Source organism: Cupriavidus sp. FW305-3-2-15-C-LB2, from assembly GCF_058787575.1.
The window spans coordinates 73,983-96,115 of the sequence record NZ_JBYSZW010000026.1 but is presented as its reverse complement, the minus strand read 5'-3'; the positions used below and the strand labels follow the sequence as shown (position 1 = coordinate 96,115).

At 66.9% G+C, this 22,133-nt stretch carries 19 protein-coding genes; 9 read left to right on the top strand and 10 right to left on the bottom strand.

The window, feature by feature from the left end; translation table 11 throughout:
• Positions 1 to 274: 274 nt before the first annotated feature.
• The 3 genes from AC3WRR_RS19620 to hppD form a co-directional block, all read right to left on the bottom strand.
• A complete protein-coding gene (locus AC3WRR_RS19620) occupies positions 275 to 1,471 on the bottom strand; it encodes an amino acid aminotransferase (RefSeq protein WP_010812425.1) in 1,197 nt (398 codons plus the stop codon).
• A gap of 109 nt (positions 1,472 to 1,580) precedes the next feature.
• Positions 1,581 to 2,975, bottom strand: coding sequence for an amino acid permease (locus AC3WRR_RS19615; RefSeq protein ID WP_058697017.1), 1,395 nt, complete (start codon positions 2,973 to 2,975; stop codon positions 1,581 to 1,583).
• A gap of 174 nt (positions 2,976 to 3,149) precedes the next feature.
• Positions 3,150 to 4,229 carry a 4-hydroxyphenylpyruvate dioxygenase gene (gene hppD / locus AC3WRR_RS19610; RefSeq protein WP_010812427.1) on the bottom strand — a complete coding sequence of 360 codons (1,080 nt, stop codon included), beginning with the start codon at positions 4,227 to 4,229 and terminating at the stop codon, positions 3,150 to 3,152.
• Between the two features lie 230 nt (positions 4,230 to 4,459).
• Between hppD and AC3WRR_RS19605 the strand changes: the two genes are divergently transcribed.
• Complete coding sequence (locus tag AC3WRR_RS19605) at positions 4,460 to 4,933, top strand: Lrp/AsnC family transcriptional regulator (protein ID WP_010812428.1); 474 nt, start codon at positions 4,460 to 4,462, stop codon at positions 4,931 to 4,933.
• 141 nt (positions 4,934 to 5,074) lie between these two features.
• On the opposite strand, the gene AC3WRR_RS19600 is transcribed toward AC3WRR_RS19605, so the two are convergent.
• Positions 5,075 to 6,901 carry a PAS domain-containing sensor histidine kinase gene (locus AC3WRR_RS19600; protein WP_058697018.1) on the bottom strand — a complete coding sequence of 609 codons (1,827 nt, stop codon included), beginning with the start codon at positions 6,899 to 6,901 and terminating at the stop codon, positions 5,075 to 5,077.
• A 763-nt stretch (positions 6,902 to 7,664) separates the two neighbouring features.
• Between AC3WRR_RS19600 and AC3WRR_RS19595 the strand changes: the two genes are divergently transcribed.
• The 3 genes from AC3WRR_RS19595 to AC3WRR_RS19585 all read left to right on the top strand — a co-directional run bounded on the left by AC3WRR_RS19595 (position 7,665) and on the right by AC3WRR_RS19585 (position 9,732).
• Positions 7,665 to 8,291, top strand: coding sequence for a response regulator (locus AC3WRR_RS19595; RefSeq protein WP_492297890.1), 627 nt, complete (start codon positions 7,665 to 7,667; stop codon positions 8,289 to 8,291).
• Positions 8,292 to 8,330: 39 nt separating this feature from the next.
• Positions 8,331 to 9,011, top strand: coding sequence for an Hpt domain-containing protein (locus tag AC3WRR_RS19590; RefSeq protein WP_011617002.1), 681 nt, complete (start codon positions 8,331 to 8,333; stop codon positions 9,009 to 9,011).
• Between the two features lie 214 nt (positions 9,012 to 9,225).
• The gene (locus tag AC3WRR_RS19585; RefSeq protein ID WP_010812432.1) at positions 9,226 to 9,732 is read left to right on the top strand and encodes a hypothetical protein; all 507 of its coding nucleotides are present in this window, start codon (positions 9,226 to 9,228) and stop codon (positions 9,730 to 9,732) included.
• Between the two features lie 15 nt (positions 9,733 to 9,747).
• Here the strand turns inward: AC3WRR_RS19585 and AC3WRR_RS19580 are convergent, their stop codons facing one another.
• The 3 genes from AC3WRR_RS19580 to AC3WRR_RS19570 form a co-directional block, all read right to left on the bottom strand.
• Positions 9,748 to 10,341, bottom strand: coding sequence for a TetR/AcrR family transcriptional regulator (locus AC3WRR_RS19580; protein ID WP_492297888.1), 594 nt, complete (start codon positions 10,339 to 10,341; stop codon positions 9,748 to 9,750).
• A gap of 152 nt (positions 10,342 to 10,493) precedes the next feature.
• Entirely contained in the window at positions 10,494 to 11,396 is a 903-nt protein-coding gene (locus AC3WRR_RS19575) for a patatin-like phospholipase family protein (RefSeq protein WP_010812434.1), read from the bottom strand.
• Between the two features lie 225 nt (positions 11,397 to 11,621).
• The gene (locus AC3WRR_RS19570; protein WP_010812435.1) at positions 11,622 to 12,353 is read right to left on the bottom strand and encodes a YceH family protein; all 732 of its coding nucleotides are present in this window, start codon (positions 12,351 to 12,353) and stop codon (positions 11,622 to 11,624) included.
• Positions 12,354 to 12,545: 192 nt separating this feature from the next.
• Between AC3WRR_RS19570 and AC3WRR_RS19565 the strand changes: the two genes are divergently transcribed.
• Positions 12,546 to 14,282 (top strand): FAD-dependent oxidoreductase, encoded by a 1,737-nt coding sequence (locus AC3WRR_RS19565; RefSeq protein WP_010812436.1) that lies wholly within the window; start codon positions 12,546 to 12,548, stop codon positions 14,280 to 14,282.
• A gap of 11 nt (positions 14,283 to 14,293) precedes the next feature.
• Here the strand turns inward: AC3WRR_RS19565 and ada are convergent, their stop codons facing one another.
• Positions 14,294 to 15,364, bottom strand: coding sequence for a bifunctional DNA-binding transcriptional regulator/O6-methylguanine-DNA methyltransferase Ada (ada, locus tag AC3WRR_RS19560; RefSeq protein WP_492297886.1), 1,071 nt, complete (start codon positions 15,362 to 15,364; stop codon positions 14,294 to 14,296).
• Between the two features lie 8 nt (positions 15,365 to 15,372).
• Positions 15,373 to 16,149 (bottom strand): 2OG-Fe(II) oxygenase, encoded by a 777-nt coding sequence (locus AC3WRR_RS19555; RefSeq protein WP_371258385.1) that lies wholly within the window; start codon positions 16,147 to 16,149, stop codon positions 15,373 to 15,375.
• A gap of 234 nt (positions 16,150 to 16,383) precedes the next feature.
• Between AC3WRR_RS19555 and AC3WRR_RS19550 the strand changes: the two genes are divergently transcribed.
• The gene (locus AC3WRR_RS19550; RefSeq protein ID WP_010812439.1) at positions 16,384 to 16,863 is read left to right on the top strand and encodes a nuclear transport factor 2 family protein; all 480 of its coding nucleotides are present in this window, start codon (positions 16,384 to 16,386) and stop codon (positions 16,861 to 16,863) included.
• Between the two features lie 129 nt (positions 16,864 to 16,992).
• Here the strand turns inward: AC3WRR_RS19550 and AC3WRR_RS19545 are convergent, their stop codons facing one another.
• The gene (locus tag AC3WRR_RS19545) at positions 16,993 to 18,711 is read right to left on the bottom strand and encodes a dipeptidase (RefSeq protein ID WP_492297884.1); all 1,719 of its coding nucleotides are present in this window, start codon (positions 18,709 to 18,711) and stop codon (positions 16,993 to 16,995) included.
• Between the two features lie 304 nt (positions 18,712 to 19,015).
• On the opposite strand from AC3WRR_RS19545, the gene AC3WRR_RS19540 reads away from it, so the two are divergent.
• From AC3WRR_RS19540 to AC3WRR_RS19530, 3 genes are all read left to right on the top strand, one after another.
• On the top strand, positions 19,016 to 19,747 hold the full coding sequence (locus AC3WRR_RS19540) for a glutathione peroxidase (RefSeq protein WP_010812441.1): 732 nt from the start codon (positions 19,016 to 19,018) through the stop codon (positions 19,745 to 19,747).
• Between the two features lie 138 nt (positions 19,748 to 19,885).
• Entirely contained in the window at positions 19,886 to 21,277 is a 1,392-nt protein-coding gene (locus tag AC3WRR_RS19535) for a dihydrolipoyl dehydrogenase (RefSeq protein WP_010812442.1), read from the top strand.
• Between the two features lie 110 nt (positions 21,278 to 21,387).
• Positions 21,388 to 21,936, top strand: coding sequence for a TetR/AcrR family transcriptional regulator (locus tag AC3WRR_RS19530; RefSeq protein ID WP_011617008.1), 549 nt, complete (start codon positions 21,388 to 21,390; stop codon positions 21,934 to 21,936).
• Positions 21,937 to 22,133 lie beyond the last annotated feature (197 nt).

The following is a 22,133-nucleotide window of genomic DNA, read 5'->3' as shown; positions in this document are numbered from 1 at the left end:
GTGCTGCACTGGGCGGGGGCCTTGTCTTCGGACATTTGCGGGCCTTCTGTGGGAACTCCGGCACGGTTGGGGACGGTGCCTGGGATGCAGGAAGGCTGCAAGTTCAGTGCCGGGGATGGCCGTGGCGATGGGCCTGAGGAAAGCCAGGGGAAGCCATGGCTGGAAAGTCAAAACTCCACGGCGTTTGTAGAGATTACGCTGGCGCGTCCCATGCGCCGCCAAATAAAAAACGGCGCCCGAAGGCGCCGCCTGGTGATGCCGTCTGCCGTCAGGCTCAGCCCTTCAGCACACTCCCGATGGCCTTGGCCACGATCCCTACATTGCGCTCGTTCAGCCCGGCCACGCACATGCGGCCCGAGCGCAGCAGGTACACGCCATGCTGCTCGCGCAGGCGCTCGGCCTGGTCGGCGGTGAGGCCGGTGTAGGTGAACATGCCGCGCTGGGTCAGGTAGCGCGACAGGGCCTCGCCGCTGACATGGTCGCGCAGGTTGTGATGGATCGCCTCGCGCATGCGCGCGATGCGGCCGCACATCTGGGCCAGTTCTTCTTCCCACAGCTGGCGCAGCTCGGGCGTGGTCAGCACCTTGGACACCACGCGCGCGCCGTGCGTGGGCGGGTTGCTGTAGTTGGCGCGCACCGCGCCGGTCAGCTGGCCCAGCACGTTGGTGGCTTCGCCGGCGGTGTTGCAGAACACGCTCAGGCCGCCGCAGCGCTCGCCGTACAGCGAGAAGTTCTTCGAGAACGAGTTGGCCACCAGGCAGGGCACGTCCTGCGCCACCAGCTCGCGGATGGCGAAGGCGTCGTCTTCCAGGCCGGCGCCGAAGCCCTGGTAGGCCATGTCGACGAACGGCAGCAGCTGGTTGGCCTTGAGCAGCGCGATCAGCTGGCGCCACTGGTCCTGGTTCAGGTCCACGCCGGTCGGGTTGTGGCAGCAGGCGTGCAGCAGCACGATGCTGCCCGCGGGGATGGTACGCAGCGCGTCCATCATCGCGTCGAACTTCAGGCCGCCGGTGGCGTCGTCATAGTACGGGTAGGTATTGACGGTGAAGCCGGCGCGCTCGAACACCACGCGGTGGTTTTCCCAGCTGGGATCGCTGATCCACACCTGCGCCTGCGGGTAGTAGCGCTTGAGGAAATCGGCGCCCACGCGCAGCGCGCCCGAGCCGCCCAGCGTCTGCAGCGTGGCGATGCGGCCGGCGGCGCGCGCCGGCGAGTTTTCGCCGAACACCAGCGCCTGCACCGCGTTGCGGTAGGCCACTAGGCCCGACATCGGCAGGTAGGGGCGCGGGCCCATGTCGGCCAGCAGCGCGGCTTCGGCCTTGGCCACGGCCTGCATCACCGGCAGGCGGCCCTCGTCGTCAAAGTAGATGCCGATGCTCAGGTTGACCTTGTCGGTACGCGGGTCGCGCTGGAAGTCCTCGTTGAGCGAGAGGATCGGATCGCCGGGAAATGCCTCGATGTGTGCAAACATGGGATGCGATGGAATTGGGTCGGGGGGCAGCTGCCGCGGCGCAGGGGGCGTCGCGCAGCCTGAATTCTAACCGGCGGCGCCCGCAGTCTGCAGGCGCCGCCTTGCCGCTTCAGCGCAGTTGCTGGGCGGCGATGCCGCTTTGCAGCGCGGCGGCCGCGTTCTTCTGGCGCACCAGGTAGCTCACGCCGAGCACCACCAGCCACACCGGGATCAGGTAGACCGAGAGGCGCAGGCCAGGCGTCAGGTACATCACCACCAGGATGCCGGCCAGGAACACCAGGCACAGGTAGTTGGTGAGCGGATAGCCCCAGCTCTGGAACTTCGTGGCCTGGCCGGCGCGGCGCTTGTCGGCGCGGAACTTCAGGTGGATCAGGCTGATCATCGCCCAGTTGATGATGAGCGCCGACACCACCAGGCCCATCAGCATCTCAAAGGCCTTGCCGGGCATGAAGTAGTTGATCACCACGCAGGCCGCGGTGGCCACGGCCGAGAACGCCAGCGCCGTCAGCGGAATGCCGCGCTGGTTGACCTTGAGCAGCGCCTTGGGGGCGTTGCCCTGCTGGGCCAGGCCGTACAGCATGCGGCTGTTGCAGTACACGCCGCTGTTGTAGACCGACAGCGCCGCGGTCAGCACCACCACGTTCAGCACGTTCGCCACCCAGTTGCTGTTCAGCGCGTGGAAGATCAGCACGAACGGGCTGCCGCCGGTGACCACGTTCTCCCACGGGTACAGCGACAGCAGCACTGCCAGCGCGCCCACGTAGAAGATCAGGATGCGGTAGATCACCTGGTTGGTGGCCTTGGGGATGGTCTTCTCGGGCGAATCCGCCTCGGCCGCGGTGATGCCCACCAGCTCCAGCCCGCCGAACGAGAACATGATCACGGCCATGGCCATTACCAGGCCGCCCATGCCGTTGGGGAAGAAGCCTCCGTGCTGCCACAGGTTGGCCACGCTCGCTTGCGGGCCGGCATTGTCGGACAGCAGCAGGTAGCCGCCGAAGCCGATCATGCCGATGATGGCCGCGACCTTGATGATCGAGAACCAGAACTCCATCTCGCCGAAGGACTTCACGCTCGACAGGTTGATCAGGTTGATGATCACGAAGAAGGCCAGCGCCGAGACCCAGGTCGGGATCTCGGGCCACCAGTACTGCACGTAGATGCCAACGGCCGAAAGCTCGGCCATGCTCACCAGGATGTACAGCACCCAGTAGTTCCAGCCCGACAGGAAGCCGGCGAAGTGGCCGCAGTATTTGTCGGCGAAGTAGCTGAACGAGCCGGCGACGGGCTCGTCCACAACCATCTCGCCCAGCTGGCGCATGATGAAGAACGCCACGATGCCGGCGATCGCGTAGCCCAGCAGGACCGAGGGCCCCGCCATCTTGATGGTCTGGGCGATGCCCAGGAAAAGGCCGGTGCCGATGGCGCCACCCAGCGCGATCAGCTGGATATGCCGGTTCTTCAGGCCGCGCTTGAGCGTGCCGTCATTGCTGCTTGCATGCATTCAGTAGTTTCCTCTACCCATTCTCATGGAATGCGGGCCCGCGCCTCTGGCTATTGTCGAGTCGGACGCTTGGGCCTGGGGGACGTCACCTCCTTCGCGGCAGGGTCACTGCCGCGAAGGAGGTGTGCGCGTTTCCGGAACCGGCCGGAGCCGGTCAGGGAAGATCGATGCCGGTCAGGCCTCGACCTTGAGCGTGCCGCGTTCGATCTGGTCGCGTTCCAGCGACTCGAACAGGGCCTTGAAGTTGCCTTCGCCGAAGCCTTCGTCGCCGCGGCGCTGGATGAACTCGAAGAACACCGGGCCGAGCGCGGTCTTGGAGAAGATCTGCAGCAGCAGGCGGGGCTTGCCGCCTTCGGTGGTGCCGTCCAGCAGGATGCCGCGCGACTTCAGTTGCTCCACAGGCTGGCCGTGGCCGGGCAGGCGCGTGTCCAGTGCTTCGTAGTAGTAGTCGTTCGGCGCAGTCATCAGCGGCACGCCTGCCAGTTGCAGGCGGTCGATGACCTCGATCAGGTTGTCGGTCAGGAAGGCGATGTGCTGGATGCCCTCGCCGTTGAAGGCCATCAGGAACTCTTCGATCTGGCCGGCGCCCTTGGACGATTCCTCGTTCAGCGGGATGCGGATTTTACCATCCGGCGCAGTCATGGCCTTGGAGGTCAGGCCGGTGTACTCACCCTGGATGTCGAAGTAACGGATTTCGCGGAAGTTGAACAGTTTTTCGTAGAAATTGGCCCAGTAAGCCATACGGCCACGGTAGACGTTGTGAGTCAGGTGGTCGATCAGCTTGAGGCCGTGGCCGACCGGGTGGCGGTCGACGCCTTCGATGAATTCGAAGTCGATGTCATAGATCGACTTGCCTTCCTCGAAACGGTCGATCAGGTACAGCGGCGCGCCGCCGATGCCCTTGATCGCGGGCAGGCGCAGCTCCATCGGGCCGGTCGGGATCTCGACCGGCTGGGCGCCCAGTTCCAGTGCACGGGCGTAGGCCTTGTGCGAATCCTTGACGCGGAAAGCCATGCCGCAGGCGCTCGGGCCGTGCTCGGCGGCAAAGTAGGCGGCGTGGCTGTGCGGCTCGCGGTTGACAATGAAGTTCACTTCGCCCTGGCGGTACAGCACCACGTCCTTGGAGCGGTGCTTTGCCACCAGCGTGAAGCCCATCTGCTCGAACAGGGGCTCAAGCACGTTTGGGGTGGGCGAGGCGAATTCCACGAATTCGAAGCCCATCAACTGCATCGGGTTGTCAAACAGGTCGGCCATGGCTTTCTCACTAAAGGGGCGGGAAATAATATTGTGGCTGCGGCACTTGGCAACGAGGTCGCGCCGGAGTCAGTCGGCTCGGCGGAAACCTGTTGCAGGACAGGCCTGTAGTGCGCTTGCTTGGGATGCAGTGTATATTCCTGACGGCAAAATTGGATTTCGTAAAACAGGCAGGGAAACCCTAGATTATGAAATTCGATTGCGTGAATCTCTGATGTGAGGAAATCAAAGTGCAATCGATCGAGCTGGACCGTACCGATCGCCGCTTGCTGGGGGTTTTGCAGGAGCAGGGGCGGGCCTCCAACCTGGAGCTGGCAGAGGCCATCGCGCTGTCGCCGGCGCAGACTTTGCGGCGCCACCGCCGCCTGGAAGAGGCCGGGCTGGTCAAACGCTATGAGGCGCGGCTGGACGCGGCGGCGCTGGGCTTTGGCGTGGTGGCCTTTATCCATGTGACGATGGAGCGCGGGCATATCCGCGACCTGTCCAACTTCAAGCGCCTGGTGGCGGAACTGGCGCAGATCCAGGAATGCTTCTCGGTGACCGGGGATATCGACTACGTGCTCAAGGTGGTCGCAAAGGACCTGAAGTCGCTGTCTGACTTCCTGCTCGATACGCTGATGCGTATCCCGGGTGTCAGCGGCGTGAAGTCCAGCGTGTGCCTGGACGAGATCAAGTGCACCAGCGCGGTGCCGCTGGAGGCCTGAACCCGAAGGGAAGGCTGCTGCCGGGCCGCAGGGCTAGGCGTGGTCGACGCCGCGTGGGTTATTTCCACGCAAGGAGGCCGCAACAACGCCCTGCCGCCCGGCAGCAGCCTTCGCGCCCCTTTTTCATTCTGAAACGGGTTCTTAATCTTCCGGCTGGTCGAGGCGGTCGCACTGTACGTTCATTGCCCGGCACACCGCGCACCATGATGGCCGCGAGCCGGGCTTGACGCCGCAGTGGGCGGCCTCGTCACGCGTGCCGGCCTGGCTGTCGGGCGCGCTGACCCGCACTGGCACGGCTATCTCGCGCACCCGGTGGCCACTGGCGCAGGCTTGTGCCACCGCCGCATCCAGCGCCTGCAGGCCAACCGGCTTGACGATCACGGCATTCATGCCCGCCGCCAGCGCCGCGGCATGGTCCACCGCGACGGCGCTTGCGGTGCAACCGATCACCGGCACGCTGCCGCGCGCATCCTTGCGTGCGCGCACCGCCCGTGCGAATGCCATGCCGTCCATGACCGGCATGGCGCAGTCGCACAAGATCACGTCGAAGCTGGACCGGTCCAGCATGGCCAGCCCTTCGCGACCATCACAGGCGGTGCTCACGCGGTGGCCCAGGTGCTCCAGCTGGCGCTGCAGCAGCAGCCGGTTGGGCGCATGGTCGTCGATCACCAGGACGTTGACCCGGCGCCGTGCGCAGCCCGCCATGGGCGGCGGCACCGGCTCGGGCAGTTCCGTGGCGACGGCAAGCGCCAACGGCAGCGTCACCATGACGCGCGTGCCCTGGCCCGGCTGGCTGGACAGCGAGATCTGGCCTCCCATCGCGCTGGCCAGGCGCTGGCAGATTGCCAGCCCCAGCCCGGTGCCGCCGGCATGGGGCCGGGTGCGGTCATGCACCTGTTCGAAGGGTTCGAACATGCGCGCCTGCGCGCCGGCGGGTATCCCGATGCCGGTGTCGGAGACGGTCAGCATGACCTGCTGCACGCCGTCGCGAGGCGCCAGGGCGTCAAGCCTGACGTGGATCGTGCCGCTGTCGGTGAAGCGCACCGCGTTGGACACCAGGTTGGCCAGGATCTGACGGAAACGCAGCGCATCGACCTGGTGCAGCGGCGCAACGGCGACGCCGATGCCGCTGGTCAGCGGCAGGCCCTTCTGTGCCGCCACCGGCCCGAAGATCAGCAGCGTGTCCTTGACCAGCCCGGGCAGCGAAGCGGGTGCCGGGTGGATGCTGAACTTGCCGGCCTCCATCTTGGACAGGTCCAGGATGTCGTCGATCAGCGCCAGCAGGCCCACTGCCGATTTATGCGCCGTGACCAGCTGCAGGCGTTCCTGCTCGGCCAGCTGGCAGCGCGCCAGGGTCAGCTCCAGCATGCCGGTGATGGCGTTCATCGGGGTGCGGATCTCATGGCTGACCGAGGCCAGGAAGGTGGACTTGGCGCGGTTGGCGGCCTCGGCTTCTGTCTTGGCCTGCGCCAGCTCGGCCAGCATGTCGTGGCGTTCGGTCAGGTCGACGCAGCCGCCGGCCAGGCCCTTGACGGTGCCATCGGCGCCGCGCAGCGGTGTCAGCCAGTTCAGCACGTGGTGGGTGCGCCCGCCCAGGCGCAGGCAGCGGTCCTTGTGCAGCGGGATGCCGTCCTTGATCACCTTGCGGTAGTCGCGCTCCACCTCGGCCATGTCGATGGCGATGGGATGCACCTGGACCGATGTGTCCAGCGGCTGCCCGCGCAAGGTGTCGCGCGTGGCGCCGACCAGTTCTTCATAGCTGCGGTTGCAGGTGATGAGCCGCAGCGAGGCATCGCGCAGGTAGACAGGCTGGGGAATGCCGTCGAGCAGCGCCGACTGGATCGCGATATTGTCCTTCAGCGCAATCTCCGCGGCGCGGCGCCGGCGCACCTCGCGATACAGCACGAAGATCCATGCCAGCAGGCATGGCGTCAGCAGGCAGAGCAGCCCGGTCGTCCACCCCAGCACCTGCCAGTGCGCCTGTGGCGCTGCTTGTGGTGGCGGGGCTGGTTGCAGGGCCGGTGCCTCGGGCAAGGCGACTGGCGTGCCGGCCGGGGATGGCGCTGGCGCGGGATCTGCCGTCCGCTGGGCAACGGCGCAGGCCAATACGCTGACGAACAACGCGGCACTTGCCAGCCGCCAGGCGCGCGTGAAGCGGTGCGGGCAAGCGGTGGCCGATGGAGATTCGTTATGGATGGGCTGATGAATGGACAAGCGGGGCGGCAAAATTCAGTGAAACATGGCAGCGGCCGCCGCGCGGTTGGCGCAGCGGTGGCTGGATAGTTTTCACTCTATGGGCTCAGCCTCGATATCTCATTAGGACGAATCTGAGATTGGGGGTGAAATTTCCGGATCACGCGCCGTTGATGCCTTTCACGTCACATATCGAAGACAAATGCCGGGCAGCATCTCACGGGGCCAACGCCGGCATCAGCCAGGCACGCACGCGCCAGCGTCGAGAAACCCGATGGCGGCAGGCAGGTCCAAAACAAAACCTTCCGGTACCCCCTGCCATGGTCCGGCGACGTGGTTTTTCAGCTGTGGCGGCAGCGTTATGATTGGATTGCGCAACTGCCATGGTCCGCATTGCGCCAGGCCTGCAAAACCAGCCGGGTTTTCGGAAGAAGCAAGCCCGCGCTCGGAAATTTCCGGTGCCCTCCGGCACAAATGCTGAGCAAAATGATGTGCATGGGCGCCCGGACATCAGGGCGCCTGTTATGGAGTTCAAGTTTTGACCACAATCCTGATCGTCGACGACCACCCGCCCGTGCGGGTGGTGCTAAAGACGCACTTTTCCCAGGTGCTGGGCATCACCCATGTGCTTGAGGCCGACAATGGCCAGGCCGCCATCGAGATCGTGCGGCAGTACACCCCCGACGTGGTGATCCTGGACCTGGACATCCCGAAGATCAACGGGCTGGACGTGATCCCCCGCCTCAAGGCCTGCCACCCCGCCGTGCGCATCCTGGTCATTTCCGGCCAGGACCAGAACACGTTTGCCCCGCGCGCGCGCCAGGTCGGCGCGCATGGTTTTGTCAGCAAGACCCAGGAACTGGCCGAGATCGTGCGCTGCACCGAGTCCGTGCTGGCCGGCTATACGGTGATGCCGGAAACCGACCGCGGCAACAACGCCGGCCACGCCGACGAAGCCGCGCGCCTGGCCAGTCTTTCCGACAAGGAACTGGTGGTCATGCAGATGCTTGCCAAGGGCATGTCGAACAAGGAAATCGGCGAAACCCTGTTTATTTCCAACAAGACGGTCAGCACCCACAAGACCCGGGCCATGGAAAAACTCGGGGCAAAATCGATTGTCGATGTCATCGACTTTGCGCGGCGCCACCATATCGCGATCGGCTAGCATGCTGCCCGTGATTCGACTCGCATTGAGAAGCGGCGCATGACCGGCGCGTTGCTGCTTGCCACGCCCGGCGACACGCGCTGGGTCGCCGGGGTTGCCCCGATCCTGCGCGATCTCGGCTTTGATGTGCACACCGACACGCCCGCGCCGGACGCCGCCGCAGACATCGGCCTGGTGATAGCCGGCGCCGCCACCGAGATCCCTGACAGCCTGTTGCGCGCCTGGCGTGCCACCGGCCCGGTCTGCGCCGTGGTGCTGCCGGCCGACGCGGTGCCGGTGCCCGGCGCGGACGAAGGTGTGATCGCCTGCCTGCGCGAGCCGGTGACCGAAGCGGCCATCGTCGCCATGCTGGCCCGCCAGCGCTACCTGGCGCTGTCCCCCCGCGAGGCCGCGGGAATCGGGCCAGCCATCGCGTCGCAGACCTTCGGCAACCGCGCCTTTGCCGCTGAGCTGGTGCACGCCCTGGTCACCTCGGCGCAGGCCGACCTGGCGCAGTTGCGCGCCGCTGACGGTGCGCTGGACACCGTGCGCAGCGTCGCCCACCGGCTCAAGGCATCTGCCCACTACGTCGGCTGCCATGCCTTGCGTGCTCTTGCCCAGCGCCTGGAGCATGCCGCCAGCGACGGCGATGCCGCCAACGCCGCTGCGCTGGCCGCGATCGTGGCGCCGACGGTGGCGCGGCTGCTCGCCCTGCTGGCGGCGCTGCCATCGGAAAAATAAGATGGCGGCGGTCGCCGGCAGCTCCGGTGCGGGAATACACCGGATTGGCCCGGTGCGGTCGGTTGATTATGCTCAGATATATCAGGGCGCCGCTTTTCAATATTCTGGAACTAATGACGCCGATTAATGCGGTGCGTTTTTATATGACGGCGCGGACGCCGGATTCTGATATTCGGCAGGACGGTTAGTTTGACGATATTTTCCGGGAGCGGGCATGGGTCAGATCATGGCGTCAATGCCGGAGTCGGCGTTTTATTTCCATCTGGCGGCGGTGACCATGCTGCTGCTGGGGCTGGCGCTGTATCGCGCGGTGTCGCACGTGATGGCGACCCCGGACGGGCGCAAGGCCCGCGCGCAGCGCCTGGCACTGGTGACCGCGGGGCGGCTGCTGGCGCTCGGCGGTATCTGGACCGCCATCGCCTATGGCCACGGCGCCTGGGAGCGCGCCGGCGCGCATAACTGCCGGCACCTGCCGTCGTTGGATGCCGCCGCGCGCTACGCAGCGGAATACTGCTATCTGGGTCGGGAGCGGGTGTTGCTGCGCATCTACGGCGTGGAGCGCGACCGCGTGCTGGCCCAGCGCACCTTCAACAGCAGCGGGCCGGTGCGGCTCAGCTGGGACGGCCAGGCCGTGGTCTTCGATGCCGCGGCGCCTGGCAAGGCAGGGCGCCTGGCGCTGCCGCCCACGCTGGGCGACCGGTTGCTGGCGCGGCTGCCCTGATCCGGCGCTCTACAACTAGTCTGCGTGCAAGCGCGCCAGCAAGGCGTCCAGCCCCGCCGGGGCCGGCAGGCGCGCGATCAGCCAGCGCACCGCTTCGGACAAGCCCTGGCCGTCGTAGTCCGGCGCGAAGCTGTGCAGCGTGGCGCCGTGCAGGAAACAGCGCAGCGCCAGCCATTCCGGCTCCGGCGGCGCGTCCGGCGGCAGGCCGAACAGCATCTGCGGCACAGCCTCCAGCGGCGCGCGCACGGCGGTGGCCAGGCGCGCGTCGCCACGCGTTGCCATCCACACCTCCAGTATGGCGAGCGAGGTATGCCGCTGTGGGCGGGTCGCCAGGATATGCAGCATCAGGTGCAGGCACAGCGAGGGGCTGAGCGGGCCCAGCGCGGCCAGGCGCGCCGCCTCGCGCTCCAGCAGCCAGGTGAGCATGGCTGGCAGCAGGTCATAGCGGCCTTCGGGGAAATGGTGCCGCAGCGAGCCGCGGCTGCTGCCGGCCAGTTCGCACACGCGCGCTTCTGAAAAGGCCGCATAGCCTTGCTCGACGAGCAAGGTCACGGCGGCGTCGATCAGGGACTGGCGGGTGCTGGCGCTGCGTTCGGCTTGGGTGGACATCTGTCGGATTGTAGCAATGGCTGCCAGAGCGCAGCCTGGCGCGCGGGCGGGGTGGGCTTGCCTTGATCCGCGTCGATGAGGGCGGTACCAGGGCGGCCAGCATGCGGCGCGGCACAATCCGTTCGGGTACTTCCACCCGGCGCTGAGCGGCGTCAGTGGGGCGCCGCCGCCGGGATGTCGGCGCTGCAGCTGGGCGTCGCTTCGTCGTGCGAATGCGGCGCCAGCGCGCCCGGTATGCGCTGGCTGTCAAGCCCCTTGCCTTGCAGCCATTGCGCGGTGGTGGCCGCGGCGCGGTCGATCAGCTCGCCGCATTTGGAGTAGTCGTAGGGCGAGATGTCGAGCGGGCACAGCGGCGGCACCACGCTGATCTGCGCGCGGTCGGCGAAGTGCTGCAGGTCGTGCACGAGCTGGCGCGCCACCAGCAGCGAGAGCGCATTGAACGCATGCTCCAGCGCGCCGCGCGGCGGGCGGCGCTCCGCACAGGTAAAGCCCGCGGGCAGCACGATCACGTGCGTGGCACCAAGTGCGATCGCGGTGGATACCGGGGTGTTGTTGGCCACGCCGCCATCGATCAGCGTGCGGCCCTCGAACTGCACCGGCGGGAACACGCCGGGGATGGCCGCGCTGGCCAGCACCGCGTCGACTATGCTGCCGCTGGACAGCAAGACTTCGTCGCCGCTGTGCATGTCGGTGGCCACCACGTGCAGCTGCAGTTCCGCTGCTTCCAGCCGCAGCGTGCCGAAGTGCTGCGCCAGCAGTCGGCGCAGCCCGGCCGCCTCCACCAGGTGGCCGCGGTTGCCGCCGAACATGCTCCAGACGCTGCGCCAGCTCCACGGCAGGATGTCCGAGCGCCGGATGCCGCGCCACAGCGCGTCAAGCCGGCCGGCGCCGGCCACGCCCGGATTGCAGGCAAAGTAGGCGCCGTTGATGGCGCCGGCCGAGGCGCCGATCACGATATCGGGCATCACGCCCCAAGCCGCCAGTTCGCGCAGCATGCCGACCTGGATCGCACCCAGGCTGCCGCCGCCCGCAAATACAAAGGCTGTCTTGTCCATGGCTGCGCCGGTCTCCCTGTCCAGTTTGCGGTCCTGAGCAAAGGATAGGCGACATCCGGGTTATCGGGCAGGTCGGACGGCAAGCCGTCTGCCGCGCTGGGGTCTGAGCCTGTGGCTCGCCTTCGCGAGGTAATAACGCAATTAACCGCCAGCAATATCCTCCAACCACCAATGCTGGCTAACAGCAGGGTGGTCGGTACCGTCAGCCATGACGCAGGCGCGGTGTCAGTCGAGAAACTCGTCGACAGGGATGCCGAGTTGGCCGGCCATGTGTTCGACCAGGCTTTGCAGCTTCGCCACCTTCTCGGTCAGGGCCTGCTGTTCGGCGCGCAGCTGTTCGAGTTCGCCCGGCGCGGCGGTGGCGCCGCCGGTGGTGCGGTCGGCATCGTCGGCGTCCGCCGCGGCGCTCACTTCGCCGCTCAGCAGGTGCATCCAGCGATTTTCGCGTGCGCCCGGCGCGCGCGGCAGCCGGACGACAAAGGGCGGCGCATGGCTGGCCAGTTCGTCAAGGAAGGCCTCGACCGACGAGATATCGGCAAAGCCGTGCAGGCGCGCGGTGTTCAGGCGCAGCTCCGCCGCGGTCTGCGGGCCGCGCAGCAGCAGCATGGCCAGCAGTGCGACGGACTGGCTGGGCACGGCCAGCACGCGCTGCATATTGTGCTCGAAGCGCGGCACGCGGCTGCTGCTGCCTTCAAAGACCAGGCTCAGGCCCTTGAGGCCATCGATGGCTTCAAGGATATCGGCCTCGCTGACGTTCATCACCGGGGCGCGGGCGGTCTTCTGGTTGCAGCCCGAGGCCAGCGCATTGAGCGACAGCGGGTAGGTATCGGGCACGGTGTGCTGTTTTTCGACCAGCACGCCGAGCACGCGGCCTTCGACGGGCGTCAGGGGGCGCAATGCCGGACGGGCGGGGCGGTCGCCAGCCTGGCTGGCGTCGGAATCATGGTTGGATTGCATCAAGACTGGTTTTTTGCTGAAGGTGACGGCGAATGCCGACACGCCGAGGCGCTCATTCAATCCCAAGCCAGCGCAATCCGCAACTGCGCCGTGCGATTCTCGCATTCTGCGCGCAGCCGTCTACTATCGATAGGCCGCGCGCAACCGGGAAGATGTGCCCAGGGCAGGCGCGGGTCCAGACGGGGAGGGAGCATGGCGATTTCGCAGTCGGAGGCAATGGCCCCGGATGAGGACACCGGCCCGGAGGCCGGCGGCGGCCTGGAGGCGCCGTATTCCACGCTGGAGTCACGCTGGCACCAGATGTTCCCGCAGCTCGGCGCCGACGACATGGCGCGCGTGCGCCGCTTTGGCACGCCGCAGAGCTGGCGCGCGGGCGAGAAGCTCTTTGCCATCGGCGATACGGGCCGGGGCATGTACCTGATCGGCAGCGGCCGCGTGCGCCTGATGCGGCGCGACGGGCTGGGCCGCGAGCACCAGATCACCGAGCAGGGCGCCGGCCACTTCCTGGCCGAGGTCGGCACGCTCAGCGGCCGCCCGGCGCTGGTCGACGGCGTGGCCGTGACCGATACCCAGGGCTATGTGATCACGCCAGAGCGGCTGCGCGCCCTGCTGGTGGCCGAGGCCGAACTGGGCGAGCGCATCATGCGCGCGCTGATCCTGCGCCGCGTGGGGCTGATCGAATTCGGCAGCGGGCCGGTGCTGGTCGGCCACGGCACCGAGCCGCAGCTGGTGGCACTGCAAGCCTTCCTGCGGCGCAACGGCTACCCGCATACGGTTATCGATATCGACGCCGAACGCGACTGCTCATTGCTGCTCGACTACGCCAACGCGCCCGCCAGCGACTTCCCGCTGGTGATCTGCGCCGACGGCCGCGTGCTGCGCGCGCCGGACGAAGGGCAGCTGGCTTCGTGCCTGGGGCTGTTGCCGGAGTTCGATCCGGTCCATGTCTATGACGTGGTGGTGGTCGGCGCCGGGCCTGCGGGGCTGGCCACGGCCGTGTATGCCGCATCCGAAGGCTTGTCGGTGGCGGTGATCGATTGCCGCTCGCCGGGCGGGCAGGCGGGTGCGAGTGCGCGGATCGAGAACTATCTTGGCTTTCCCACCGGCATCTCCGGACAGGCGCTGGCCGGGCGCGCGTTCGTGCAGGCACTGAAGTTCGGCGCGCATATCGCCATCCCGCTGGAGGTCAAGGCACTGCATTGCGGCGCGGACCCGATCCGGCTGGAGCTGGCCGATGGCCGCATGATCCCGACCCACACCGTGGTGATTGCCACCGGCGCGCAGTACCGTCGCCCGGACATCGCCGCGCTGGAGCACTTTGAAGGGCGTGGTGTCTACTACTGGGCTTCGCCGGTGGAGGCCAAGCTGTGCAAGAACGAGCCGGCGATGCTGGTGGGCGGCGGCAATTCGGCCGGGCAGGCAGCGGTCTACCTGGCCTCGCACGCGGCGCACGTGCATATGCTGGTGCGCGGGCCGGGGCTGGCCGCCACCATGTCGCGCTACCTGATCGACCGCATCGGTTCGCTGCCCAATATCACGCTGCACACGCACGCGCAGATCAGCGCGCTGGCGGGGGAAGGGTGGCTCAGTTCCGTGCGCTACGAATGCCGGGCGGAAAGCCCGGCCCCGGTCACGATGGACGTGCGGCACCTGTTCCTGTTCATCGGCGCCGATCCCAATGCGTCGTGGCTGCGCACCTGCAACGTCGAGGTCGATGACAAGGGCTTCGTGCGCACCGGCGGCGGCGAGCTGGGCTGCGCGTCGGCGGTGCCGTATCCGCTGCAGACCAACGTGCCGGGCGTGTTTGCCATCGGCGACGTGCGGGCGGGATCGACCAAGCGGGTCGCCGCGGCGGTAGGCGAGGGCGCGGCGGTGGTGGCGCAGATCCACGACTACCTGGCTCGGGTGCAGGCAGCCGTGGCGCGCTGAGCGCGGGCCACTCAGGCTTGCGCCTCGCGCTCCAGCAACTCGCGCTTGCGCGCCACGCCCCAGCGGTAGCCCGACAGGTTGCCGTCGCTGCGCACCACGCGATGGCAGGGAATGGCCACCGCCAGGTGGTTGGCGGCGCAGGCCTGCGCCACCGCGCGCACCGCACGCGGCGCGCCGATGCGGGCCGCGATCTCGGCATAGCTGGCGGTGCTGCCCGCGGGGATCTCTTGCAGGGCCTGCCATACACGCTGCTGGAACGCGGTGCCGCGCACATCCAGCGGCAGCGCCAGGCCGATTGAAGGTGCCTCGATAAAGCCCACCACTTGCGCCACCAGTTGCTCGAACTGCGCATCGCCGCCGATCAGGTTGGCGCGCGGGAACTGGTCCTGCAGGTCCTGCAACAGCGTTTGGGGATCGTCGCCCAGCAGGATCGCGCAGACACCGCGCTCGCTCTGGGCCACCAGGATCGCGCCCAGCGAGCACTGGCCGATGGCAAAGCGGATATCGGTGTCGGCCCCGCCTGCGCGGTAGCGCGACGGGGTCATGCCCAGCACTGCGTCCGAGGTTTCGTAGAAGCGGCTGTTGGAGCCGAAGCCGGCGTCGTAGATTGCCTCGGTCACGGAGTCGCTGGTGCCCAGTTGCTCGCGGAGTTTCCTGGCGCGATGCGCGGCGGCATAGGCACGCGGCGTCAGGCCGGTGGCGGCCTTGAAAAGGCGGTGAAAGTGATAGGGGCTGACGCCCGCTGCGTTGGCCAGTTCGGGCAGCGTGGGCAGGGTGTCGGCGGCCTCGATGCGGCGGCAGGCGTCGGCCACGATGGCTGCGTGCCGGGCCGCCAGCGCAGGCGCGGCGGCACGTCGGCTGGGCCGGTAGCCGGCGGCTTCGGCCGCGGCGGCATTGTCGAAGAACTCGACATTGGCCGGATGCGGCAGGCGCGACGGGCTGCTCGGCAGGCAGTACACGCCGGTGGTCTTGACCGCATAGACAAAGGCACCGTCGGCGCCCGGATCGCGCGCCAGCACGCGAGCCCAGCGCGGGTCGCGTTCGATGGTGCTGACTTCCGGTTGTTCTGTGGGACGGGTCATGGGATACCTCACGTGGCGTCGTGGAAGATGATGCCCAGCGTGTAGCGCTGGCCCGCGTGCAGCCGGCTGACGCCATGCCGCAGGTTCACGCGGTAGCTGCCGCGGCTGCCCTGCACCGGGCGCTGGCTGACGGCGAAGACCACGGCATCGCCCTGGTGCAGCGTCACCACCTCGGCCCGCGACTGCATGCGCGGCCGCTGCTCGGTCATCACAAATTCTCCGCCGGTAAAGTCGCGGCCCGGCTCGGACAGCAGGATGGCGACCTGCAGCGGGAATACGTGCTCGCCGTACAGGTCCTGGTGCAGGCAGTTGTAGTCGCCGGGGCCGTAGCGCAGCAGCAGGGGCGTCGGGCGCAACTGGCCGGCGTCGTGGCAGCGGGCAAGATAATCGGCGTGCGCGGCGGGATAACGCACATCGATGCCCATGGCGGCGTTCCAGCGGTTGGCCACCGGCACCAGGTGCGGATACAGCGCCGTGCGCATTGCGGCCACGGTGTCGGGCAGCGGGTAGTGGAAGTACTTGTACTCGCCCTGGCCAAAGCCGTGCCGGCGCATCTCGATGCGAGAGCGGAACAACGCGTCCTGCGCATAGCCGGCGGCAAGCGCGTCGCATTCGGCTGCCGACAGCAGGCCGCGGATCGCGGCGCAGCCGTAGTCGTCGAGCTCGCGTGCAATGGCGGCCCAGTCGGTGCCATCGACGCGGGTGGCGATATCGGCTTCGTGCCTATGCCCCCGCGCCGTGCCGCGCGCTGGCAGTATTGGCCGGCGCGGCCCTGCCACGGCCATTTCGGGGCGCTGTATCTGGCTGATGCTCACCGCGGGTCTCCTTTCTCTCGCTTGCATGGTGCCAACTTTAGGCCGCCCGCGTGCACCTGGCACTCCGGGTCTTGCTTTTGAATTCTGCCCGGTATCCTGCCTTGACAAGACAGATCTGTCTATCAATAATGAGACAGGTCTGTATCATATTGAGCAGCCTGTTCTTCCATCTGATTCACCCTGTTTCAGCAAAGGAGCCTCCGCATGTCCGCACAAGCCGAAATCCGTCCGCCGTTGCCCCCATTCACGCGTGAATCCGCCATCGCCAAGGTCCGTGCCGCCGAGGATGGCTGGAACAGCCGCGACCCAGAGCGCGTGGCGCTGGCCTATACCGTCGACAGCGCCTGGCGCAACCGTGCGGAATTCGTCAATGGCCGTGCCGACATCGTCGCCTTCCTGCAGCGCAAGTGGCAGAAGGAGTTGGATTACCGGCTGATCAAGGAGCTATGGGCGCACGACGGCAACCGCATCGCCGTGCGCTTTGCCTATGAATGGCACGACGATTCCGGCAACTGGTACCGGTCATACGGCAATGAGAACTGGGAGTTCGATGAGGCGGGGCTGATGCGCAGGCGTTTTGCCTGCATCAACGATGCGCCGATCAAGGCGGCGGACCGCAAGTTCCACTGGCCACTGGGCCGGCGGCCGGATGAACATGCGGGGTTGAGTGAACTGGAGTTGTGAAGCTGTTGGGTCCTAAAACCGAAGGCCCCGCTTGATGTGGTTCCTAGCTGGACCACCCCTCACCCCGGGCCTCTCCCCATGAGGGGAGAGGGAGCACACAAGCGTAGAGGGACACGCCTGAAACCCTCGTTACTGCATCTTGGCCAGGTTCCCGATCCGCACCAGCATCTCGGTGAACATCTGCATATCCAGGTTCAGGTCGGCCACTTCCTTGTACTCGCGCGCGTTGTGCGCAGTGTATTTCTTGCCCGGCATGGCCGGCCCGAAGTTGATGGCATTGGGCATCAGCTTGGCGGTGGTGCTGCCGGCGGTGGAAACCGGCTTGGCTTCCAGCCCGGTGGTATCGCCAAAGATATTCAGCAGCGTGGACAGCCACGCGCCCTTGGGATCGCGCGCCATCCAGTTGCCCTGGTCGTACTTGATTTCGACTGGCCCATGGGTGGCGGCCCAGCCGAAGATGCGCTTGGTGATCTTGCCGCCCAGCTCGTCCGGCGTGCGGCCACGCGGCATGCGCACGTTGGTGACCACGTCGACGTATTCGCCGCGCTCGCGCACCAGCGTGGGCGACATGGTCAGCGGGCCCATGAACGGGTCCCGGTAGGCCACCTCCATCCTGGTGCCAAGGTAATCCAGCCCGTACAGGTCGTTCAGGTAGCGGACCGCGTTCAGGTAGTGGTTCTCGGCAAATTGCACGCCGCTGGCCTGCAGGAACAGCGCCAGCCGCGGCAGCGGGTTGACCCCTTCCTCAGGGCGCGATCCGTGCGCCGAGGCGCCAGTGACCTTCACTTCCACGTCGTTGCCGGCGCGCTTCACGTCGATGGAGAACTTGCCGCGCGGGGTGTGGCGGCGCAGGAATTCAGCGCGTGCCTGTTCCAGCGCGGCAGCGACGGCGGCAGCATCGCCGCCGGCAATGCGCGCGGTGGCGGTCTCGGGGATGGCGTTGGCCGAGACCGCGCCGCGCATGGCAACGATGGCAGGTCCCTTCCGGTCGGACTTGCCTTGCGCGCTCTTGTCGTCCGCCGCCTTGATGCCGAAGGAAACGGTCAGCGTGCCCGCGCCTTTCTCCGCCACCACCGCGGGGTATTTGCTGTCGAGCACGACGTTGTACTCGGGCAGGGTGGTGTGCTGGCGGTAGTATTTCATGCCGTCGCCGCCGGTTTCCTCGGTGGTCTCGATCATCAGGCGGATGGTGCGCTCCAGCGGCACGCCGCTTTCCTTGACGGTCTTCATGGCATACATGACCGCGGCGATCGAGCCCTTGTCGTCGATGGTGCCGCGCCCGTACAGCGTGTCGCCCACGCGCGTCATGCGGAACGGATCCAGCCTGGTGCCGTCCTCCAGTACCCATTCCTCGGCCACCGCGGGCACCACGTCGGCGTGGGTCAGGATGCCGAAGGTATCCTTGCCGCCGCCGGGCAGCGTGACCTCGAAGACCCGGTTGTCGACATTGCGGTAGGCCAGCCCGAAGTCGCGCGCCATGGCCTCGATCATCTTGCCGAACTCGATGATGGCGGGGTTCTCGTGCTGCGGGATTTTCTCGTCGCGCACGGTGCGCAGCGCCACCATCCTGCCGATGGCGTCGATCACCGCGGCCTCGTTGCGGACGCGGTTGTAGACGCCCAGCAGGCGGCCGATATTGACCAGGTTGTCGCCGGCCAGTGGCGACCGGGCCTGCCACGCCGCCACGGCCGGCGCCACGGAAGGCTCGGCCCTGGCCGCGGCGGCCATGAATGCCTGCAGGTCGGCCTGGGCCGCCGTTCGGGTGCCGGAGACCAGCGCATCCAGCGCCGGTTTCTTCAGGGTTTGCGCCTGCGCGGGGTGCGCCAGCACCAGCGACAGCGCGAGCATCGGGGCCCATCGGCAGAGAGACGGCAGGCGGCAAGGTCGGGTCATTGCGGACAAAACGGGAGTCTGAGTGGATGCCGCATGATAGGGCACTCGCCGGTATTTGCCGAAAAAATATGCTTTTGCGTGCCCGCGGATGAAGTGCAAGGGCCGGCGCAATAGGGGATGGCTATGCCGAGTCAATAGCGTAAGGCAATCGTCGTGGTTAAAACGATGAATTGTACAAATCACATCCCGGTCTACAGAATGGGGCCTTCGCTGCAACCCGCAGCCGAAACCAACCCGATCCAGACCAAGGAGTGAACTGATGCTGCAATCCCGTGAAGGCCAACGCGTTCCCAATGTCGCTTTCCGCATGCGTGAAGACAACGAGTGGAAGACCGTCACCACCGGCGAGCTGTTCAACGGCAAGACCGTGGTCGTGTTCTCGCTGCCGGGCGCCTTCACGCCGACCTGCTCGTCGACCCACCTGCCGCGCTACAACGAGCTGGCCCCGGTGTTCGCGAAGCACGGCGTGGACGACATCCTGTGCGTGTCCGTCAACGACACCTTCGTGATGAACGAATGGGCCAAGGACCAGGAGTCCGAGAACATCACCATGATCCCCGACGGCAACGGTGAATTCACCGAAGGCATGGGCATGCTGGTGGACAAGGCCGACCTGGGCTTCGGCAAGCGCAGCTGGCGCTATTCGATGCTGGTCAAGGACGGCGTGGTGCAGAAGATGTTCATCGAACCGCAAGAGCCGGGCGACCCGTTCAAGGTGTCCGACGCCGACACCATGCTGGCCCATATCGCCCCGGACGCGCGCAAGCCGGACCAGGTGGTGGTGTTCTCCAAGGTCGGCTGCTCGTTCTGCGCCAAGGCCAAGCAACTGCTTGACGACAACGGCTTCGACTATATCGACGTGCCGCTGGACAACAAGGTGCGCGGCAAGGTGCTGGGCGCCGTGTCGGGCGAGATGACCGCACCGCAGGTCTTTATCAACGGCAAGCTCATCGGCGGCGCCGAGGCGCTGCAGCAGTACCTGGGCAAGTAAGCCGATTCTGCCTTCATCCCGCACCCGGGGACCGGCAGTCGCCGGACCCGATGGGGTCGCCTTGCCCGGCATGGCGGCCCCATCCAGCCCGCTGATTGACACCAGCTTGACGCCATCAAGACAAAGGAATTGACCGCCATGACCACCATCCAGACCGACGTCGCCGTGATCGGCGCAGGCACCGCCGGCCTTGCCGCCTACCGTGCCGCGATTGCCGCGGGCAAGCGCGCCGTGATCATCGAAGGCGGCCCGTACGGCACCACCTGCGCCCGGGTGGGCTGCATGCCCTCCAAGCTGCTGATCGCTGCCGCCGAGGCCGCGCACGAACTGCGCCACACTGCGCCGTTCGGCGTGCACGTGGATGGCGAGGTCCGCATCGATGGCCGCGAGGTGATGGCCCGCGTGCGCAGCGAGCGCGACCGCTTTGTCGGCTTCGTGGTGCGCGGCGTGGAGAACATCCCCGAAGCCGACCGCGTCCGCGGCTATGCCCGCTTTATCGACAACACCACGCTGGAAGTGGATGGGCACACCACCGTGCGTGCCAGCCGCGTGGTCATTGCCACCGGCTCCACGCCGATGCTGCCGGCGCCGTTCCAGGTGTTCGGCGATCGCCTGATCGTCAATGACGATGTGTTCGCTTGGGAAGACCTGCCCGCCAGCGTGGTGGCGTTCGGCCCCGGCGTGATCGGGCTGGAGCTTGGCCAGGCCTTGTCGCGCCTTGGCGTGCGGGTGCGCGTGTTCGGCGTCAGCGGCTCGCTCGGGCCGCTGACTGATCCCGTGATCCGCGCCTACGCGGCGAAGACCTTCAACGGCGAGTTCTATCTCGATCCGGACGCCAGGGTGACCGACATGGCCCGCGACGGCGACCAGGTGGTGGTGACTTACCTGGACCGCGAAGGCCGCAGCGTGACCGAGCGCTTCGACTATGCGCTGGTCGCCACCGGCCGCGTGCCCAATGTGCGCGGCCTGGGCCTGGAAAATGCCGGCCTGGCGCTGGATGCGCGCGGCGTGCCGCTGTTCGATGCGCGCACGCTCCAGTGCGGCAATGCACCGGTATTCATTGCCGGCGACGCCAACAACATCCTGCCGCTGCTGCATGAGGCCGCGGACGAGGGCAAGGCCGCGGGCGAGAACGCCGCCAGCTATCCGCAAGTGAAGCCGCTGGCACGGCGCGCGCCGATCGCGGTGGTGTTCACGGACCCGCAGATCGCGATGGTCGGCCAGCGTTACGCCGACCTGGCCGAAGGCACGTTCGTGACCGGCGAGGTCAGCTTCGAGGACCAGGGCCGCAGCCGCGTGATGCTGAAGAACCGCGGCCTGATGCATGTCTATGCCGACAAGGCCACGGGCCGCTTCCTGGGCGCGGAATGGACCGGCCCGCGTGCCGAGAACATCGCCCACCTGCTGGCGTGGTCGTACCAGCAGGGCCTGACCATCGGGCAGATGCTGGGCATGCCTTTCTACCACCCGGTGGTGGAAGAGGGCCTGCGTACGGCGCTGCGTGATGCGGAGGCGAAGCTGGAGGCCTGAGCGGGCCAGGTTTGCTAGACAGGTCTGTCTGTCATAGTATCGACCTATAGAGAGGCAGGGCGGCGCAGGGCGCTGTCCGGCCGCGCACCTTTACCGACTACGCCGCCACCATGGCCACGCCTTCCGCCCGCGACCGCATCCTCGACACCGCTGCCCGCCTGTTCTACCAGGGGGGCTACCGCGCCACCGGCATCGACAAGATCATTGCCGAATCCGGCGTCGCCAAGATGTCGCTCTACCGCCATTTCGCCTCCAAGAACGAGTTGATTTCGGCGTTCCTGGACCGCCGCCATGACGAGTGGATGACGTGGTTCCGGCAGGACGTGGAAGCCCGGCTGGCCGCGCGCCCGCACCTGGACGTGATTGCCGACGCGCTGGCGGACTGGTTCGGCCGAGACTTCCGTGGCTGCGCCTTTATCAACGTGGTGGCCGAGGCGGGCGGCGACGCGCGCGCGGCCGAACAGGCCGCGGCGCACAAGGCCGAGTTGGCCGCATTCGTCGCCGACATCGCCACGCGCCTGGGCCTGGACCAGCCGCAAGCGGTGGCCGAGGAAGCGATGCTGTGCATCGAAGGCATGATCGTGCGCTACCAGATGCAGCCGGATGCGGCGGTGATCGAGGCGGGGCGGCGGTTGCTGGGCCGGCTGCAGGCCGGCTGATTGGCTTGGGGGGCTGGCCACTGAGGCCGGGGACTGCCCAACACTTCCTTCGTCTGGCTTAGCGCCGAGGCAGCATCCGGTGCGAATAGAAAATGTCTCGCTTCTGACACATTCAGGCTACAATTCTGTTGTAATTACGAATTATTCGCATTCGTAATCAGAATTTTCCACTTGCCACGCCGCGCCTGCGGGGTAGC

Bases quoted from the DNA above. Each gene is read 5' to 3' on its own strand.
- AC3WRR_RS19620 (WP_010812425.1), bottom strand. From the start codon at position 1,471: ATGTTTGCACACATCGAGGCATTTCCCGGCGATCCGATCCTCTCGCTC.
- AC3WRR_RS19615 (WP_058697017.1), bottom strand. From the start codon at position 2,975: ATGCATGCAAGCAGCAATGACGGCACGCTCAAGCGCGGCCTGAAGAAC.
- hppD (WP_010812427.1), bottom strand. From the start codon at position 4,229: ATGGCCGACCTGTTTGACAACCCGATGCAGTTGATGGGCTTCGAATTC.
- AC3WRR_RS19590 (WP_011617002.1), top strand. From the start codon at position 8,331: ATGACCGGCGCGTTGCTGCTTGCCACGCCCGGCGACACGCGCTGGGTC.
- AC3WRR_RS19585 (WP_010812432.1), top strand. From the start codon at position 9,226: ATGGGTCAGATCATGGCGTCAATGCCGGAGTCGGCGTTTTATTTCCAT.
- AC3WRR_RS19580 (WP_492297888.1), bottom strand. From the start codon at position 10,341: ATGTCCACCCAAGCCGAACGCAGCGCCAGCACCCGCCAGTCCCTGATC.
- AC3WRR_RS19575 (WP_010812434.1), bottom strand. From the start codon at position 11,396: ATGGACAAGACAGCCTTTGTATTTGCGGGCGGCGGCAGCCTGGGTGCG.
- AC3WRR_RS19570 (WP_010812435.1), bottom strand. From the start codon at position 12,353: ATGCAATCCAACCATGATTCCGACGCCAGCCAGGCTGGCGACCGCCCC.
- AC3WRR_RS19565 (WP_010812436.1), top strand. From the start codon at position 12,546: ATGGCGATTTCGCAGTCGGAGGCAATGGCCCCGGATGAGGACACCGGC.
- ada (WP_492297886.1), bottom strand. From the start codon at position 15,364: ATGACCCGTCCCACAGAACAACCGGAAGTCAGCACCATCGAACGCGAC.
- AC3WRR_RS19555 (WP_371258385.1), bottom strand. From the start codon at position 16,149: ATGGCCGTGGCAGGGCCGCGCCGGCCAATACTGCCAGCGCGCGGCACG.
- AC3WRR_RS19550 (WP_010812439.1), top strand. From the start codon at position 16,384: ATGTCCGCACAAGCCGAAATCCGTCCGCCGTTGCCCCCATTCACGCGT.
- AC3WRR_RS19545 (WP_492297884.1), bottom strand. From the start codon at position 18,711: ATGCTCGCGCTGTCGCTGGTGCTGGCGCACCCCGCGCAGGCGCAAACC.
- AC3WRR_RS19540 (WP_010812441.1), top strand. From the start codon at position 19,016: ATGCTGCAATCCCGTGAAGGCCAACGCGTTCCCAATGTCGCTTTCCGC.
- AC3WRR_RS19535 (WP_010812442.1), top strand. From the start codon at position 19,886: ATGACCACCATCCAGACCGACGTCGCCGTGATCGGCGCAGGCACCGCC.
- AC3WRR_RS19530 (WP_011617008.1), top strand. From the start codon at position 21,388: ATGGCCACGCCTTCCGCCCGCGACCGCATCCTCGACACCGCTGCCCGC.